5 protein-coding genes are annotated in these 4640 nt (G+C 29.1%); 2 read left to right on the forward strand and 3 right to left on the reverse strand.

What is annotated here, in order from left to right; genetic code table 11:
• The first annotated feature begins 81 nt into the window (after positions 1 to 81).
• Positions 82 to 1500, forward strand: a complete 1419-nt coding sequence (locus tag U9R42_02940) for a POTRA domain-containing protein (GenBank protein ID MEA3494971.1) — start codon at positions 82 to 84, stop codon at positions 1498 to 1500.
• 203 nt (positions 1501 to 1703) lie between these two features.
• Here the strand turns inward: U9R42_02940 and U9R42_02945 are convergent, their stop codons facing one another.
• Both U9R42_02945 and mtnA read right to left on the reverse strand, forming a co-directional pair.
• Positions 1704 to 2300, reverse strand: a complete 597-nt coding sequence (locus U9R42_02945) for a class II aldolase/adducin family protein (GenBank protein MEA3494972.1) — start codon at positions 2298 to 2300, stop codon at positions 1704 to 1706.
• A 17-nt stretch (positions 2301 to 2317) separates the two neighbouring features.
• Positions 2318 to 3421: an S-methyl-5-thioribose-1-phosphate isomerase gene (gene mtnA / locus U9R42_02950; GenBank protein MEA3494973.1), complete on the reverse strand. Its 1104-nt coding sequence runs from the start codon at positions 3419 to 3421 to the stop codon at positions 2318 to 2320.
• A 422-nt stretch (positions 3422 to 3843) separates the two neighbouring features.
• Here mtnA and U9R42_02955 point away from each other — a divergent pair, with 422 nt between their 5' ends.
• Entirely contained in the window at positions 3844 to 4359 is a 516-nt protein-coding gene (locus tag U9R42_02955; GenBank protein MEA3494974.1) for a UpxY family transcription antiterminator, read from the forward strand.
• Between the two features lie 35 nt (positions 4360 to 4394).
• On the opposite strand, the gene U9R42_02960 is transcribed toward U9R42_02955, so the two are convergent.
• Positions 4395 to 4640, reverse strand: a 246-nt coding sequence (locus tag U9R42_02960) for a gliding motility-associated C-terminal domain-containing protein (GenBank protein MEA3494975.1), incomplete at its 5' end; no start/stop codon positions are given.

A 4640-nucleotide genomic window follows, 5' to 3' on the forward strand; every position in this document is an offset into this window, starting at 1 on the left:
TATTTATTTGATAACAAATTATTTTTTTATGAGAACGCAATCAATTACAATTCATTACCTTTGTAGCTTTCTTTTTTACAAATGTTTATACTCAATATTATCATATCATTACTCTTAAATTTTTGCAATCCTGCAAAAGTTGATAAACCCAATGAATTTATTTTGAATTCGGGTGATTCCTTAACTGTAAAAGAGATAAACATTCATGGAAACACAAAAACAAAAGAGAAGATAATTTTGAGAGAAATAGTTTTTTCAGTAAATGATACAATTTTAAAATCGGAACTTGATAGTTGCTTAACAAAAACTGAAAAGGATATTTTTAACACAAGTTTATTTCTTGATATTGAGATAAAATATTCTATTAACAAAAAGGATGAGATTAGTTTTGATATTTACGTAAAAGAAAGATGGTTTACATTTGTTTTTCCTATTTTGGAACTAGCGGATAGAAGCCCTAACGAATGGTGGGTTGATCATAATCACGAAATAGACAGATTGGAATACGGATTAAAATTTATCCAGCATAATTGTCGTGGAATGGATGAAGATTTAACACTTCAGTTGCAGTTTGGGTATTCGCAAAAATTTAAACTTGAATATTTAATACCTTACATTGACAAAAATCAGAAAACAGGCTTGAAAATTAATGCATATCATGAAAATAATCATGAAATAGCTTATGGAATTAATCTTCAAAACAAACTGCTATATTTGGAAAATCAATCAATTGTAAGACAAAGAAATATTTTAGATTTTATTTTTTCAAGAAGGAATAAAATAAGAAATATTCATTTGCTTGGCTTGTCATTTAATAACAATAAAATAAGTGATACAATTGTGGGGCTTAACTCTAATTATTTTGGTAGTAATTTGCCAAGTCAAAGTTATTTTAGTTTCTGGTACAATTACAATAGCAATCATACAGATATTCACTTTTATCCTGAAAAAGGATATTCTGTAGATTTTTTACTAAGGAAAGACGGATTAGGCATTATTAACGATATGAACCGAATTACAATTGGAGCAAGTATTTCGTATTATAAAAATTTTGGTAATAGAATATATTATGCTGGAAAATCAATGTTTAATTTTTCATCACTCAAAGATCAGAATTTTTATAATTCCCCTGTGCTTGGATATCATGGTATTTATCCTCGTGCGTATGAATATTATTTGGTTCGTGGTAAAGCTTTTTTATTGGTAAAAAATGAAATGAAATTTAAACTTATCGATAGGGATTTTTACATTAATAAGTTTCAAAATTTGAAAAAATTCAACAATGTACCTCTGGTATTGTATCCCAAAGTGTTTGTTGATGCTGCATATATGTATGATAATTTAAGCTTCAAAAATTATGAAATGACTAATAGAATGTTGCTTGGAGCAGGATTTGGTTTCGACTTTGTTACTTACTATGATATTGTTATCAGATGTGAATTAGGGGTGAATCACAAAAAAGAAACAGCACTATTTTTCCACTTTGAAAAGGCAATTTAGAAGTAAGAGTTAATACTAAACCATCATCAATTTAATTAAAAAGAATCTAGTATCCCCGAAATAAATACGGGAGTAAACTATGCCGATGGATTAGCATAGTTTGTACCGCAAAATTTCGGTACAAGCTATGATAACCTTTCGGTATAAGAAGGGTTTTTGCCTTTATTGCTGAAATTAGAAATCATATTGTACAAAGTAGCTGATTAATTAAATATTTTCATAAGTTCATTAAAGGCATCCTCAATATTTTTCCCGAAAGAAATTATCCCTTCTTCATGTCCGCCCATAACAATTACTTTTGGATTTAATTTTTCTGATTTTAAAATTCTTTTTATTTCATTCGCCATTTCTGATGTACCAAACAATGCACTTTTATCTGTGGTTGGCAATTTATCAAGATATTTTTTCCAAATATCAAAATCATGAATGTGAATTACTGAATTGATATCAGGCTTTGCCTCATAAATAGCTCCGTGTGCAAGTGATTCGGATGAAGCTATTGAAAGTCCGTAACATTTTACTGTATTTTTATCAATATCAAACTCAGTAACTTTTGAATAATTTTTTGATAAAAGCTTTTTAAAATTTCCGGTTTTTGAAGCTGTAATTATAAATTTATTTGTTCCTTTTATCCTTTCACTAATATTCCCAAATCCAACCTTATTTTCAAAGGCTCCTATTAAGTTTTTATAGTAAAGTTTATCACGATATTCATTCAATTCTTCAATTTCTTTTTCAGAAATAACATTTTTCTTTTCCCAATCGCAATTAAATTTTATATATCCTTTTTCTTCACTCATTTTATTTTTTTTAATAATTATTTATTTTCTTGAAATAGCTCCAAGATTCCCTTTTCATTCGCTTTACAAATTCCTCTTTCAGTAATTAATGCTGTTACAAAACGTGCAGGAGTTACATCAAATGAATAATTTACTGCTTTACTGTTTTGTGGTGTTAACAATATTTTTTTTATTTTATTTTCATGTAAGCCTGAAATATATTTTACTTCATCTTCATTTCGTTTTTCAATCGGTATTTCCGTAAGTCCGTTTTTTATTTTAAAATCAATACTTGAAGAAGGTGCTGCAACATAAAAAGGAATATTGTTATCAAAAGCTGCTAATGCTTTTAAATAAGTTCCAATCTTATTGGCTACATCTCCTGTTCTTGTTGTTCTGTCGGTACCAACAATCACAAGGTCAACCATTTTGTGTTGCATTAAATGCCCTCCTGTATTGTCTGCAATCACTGAGTAAGGAACACCATGCTCTCCAAGCTCAAAAGCGGTTAAACTTGCCCCTTGATTTCTCGGGCGTGTTTCGTCCACCCAAACATGAACTTTTATTCCTTTATCGTGAGCAAGATAAATTGGTGCTGTTGCTGTGCCATAATCAACAGTAGCAAGCCATCCTGCGTTGCAATGGGTAAGAATATTTACAGCCTCTCCATTTTTACTTTCTGATATTTTTTTTATTATCTCAAATCCGTACTCTCCGATTTTTTTACAAAATGCAACAGTTTCATCACTTATTTCTCTTGCAATTTGTTCTGCAATTTTTATTTTTTCTTCAGGATTTTTACATTTTGAAATTTCAACAATCTGTTTATCAATAGCTTTAAATAAGTCAACTGCTGTAGGTCGTGATGATTTTAATTTCTTGACTGATTTTTTCAAATGTTCATCGAAGTTGTCGTTTTGTTTTGCCTCAATTGTTGCGAGATACATCCCCCATGCGGCTGTTACTCCAATTAATGGTGCACCTCTAACTATCATTTCTTTTATTGCAAAAACACATTCATCAACAGTTGTTATTTTTTCTATTACAAATTCAAAAGGCAATTTTCTCTGGTCAATAATGTTTATTTCTCCATTTTTTTCATCTCTCCAAATTCCTTTATAATATTTGTTGTTTATTTTCATTCGTTTAGACTTTTAACAGGATTAAGATGATTTTCAAAATATTGTAATTTAAGGAAAGTTCTATAAATAGTGTCTCTAAGAAAACTCTGCAAAATTAGATTCCTATCTTTTTGCGATATTTTTATCTTTCTCAACTCACTGATGCTAAGGCATCGCCTCGTCTCAAAAAATAAAAATCTCACCTGCCTGACGGCAAAGGCAGGTCAAAAATCTTAGAAATCATAAAATTTGATAGTTTTCTTAGAGGCACTAAATACATTTCTTTTAAAAAATAAAGATAATGAATAAGATGCAAAGCTAATACAAAGAATTTGCTTTTGCATAAAAACAAATAAATTACAATTTTCATTTTTTTGAAATTTAGGATTTGAATTTATTTTTTTTACAAAACAATCACTAATTTTGCATCAAAGAAAAAGCTAATGGCAGGTATTCCAAAAGAGAAAAAGTGGTATGCAATATATGTAAAATCACGTCATGAGAAAATAATTTCCGAACGCTTAAACGAAAGAAATATCAAAAATTATTTGCCAATGCAAAAAATATTAAAGCAATGGGCTGATCGGAAAAAATGGATTGAAGAGCCAATGTTTAAATCATATTTATTTGTAAGAATTGGATACAAAGATTACATAAAGACTTATGAAACTGATGGTGTAGTAACTTTTGTGAATTTTTCAGGCAATATTGAAGCGATTCCTGACGATCAAATTAAAATAATAAAGAGAGTCATTGATTCGGATTTTGATGTTGAAGTTAGCTCAAAAGAATTGAAAAAAGGCGATATTGTGCTTGTAAAAACAGGTTCGCTAAAAGGAATTAAAGGCTCGCTCGTTGAGTTACATGGCAAACACAAAGTAGCAATAGAAATAGAAGGAATAGGACAAACAATGTTAGCTGAAGTTCCATTGAAGTTCATTAAGAAAGTGGAAGAATAAATTTAAAATGATATGAAAAATATAATTAGTGCCTCTTATCGTATTAAGTTAATTGAACCATTATAATGAAATTTTTCATTATTGCTTACTGCTTGAATGATATAGAAATAGTTACCAACGGGACAATCTTTTCCATTATATTTCCCATCCCAACCAATTTCAGGATTTGATGTTGAAAAAACAATTTGCCCCCATCTGTTAAATATTTTTAAACTGAACTGTTTTATTCCCAAATATAATACTTTAAATTGGTCATTCACCATATCTTCATTAGGAGTAAA

The sequence above is a fragment of the Bacteroidota bacterium genome (genome assembly GCA_034723125.1).
GTDB lineage: Bacteria > Bacteroidota > Bacteroidia > CAILMK01 > JAAYUY01 > JAYEOP01.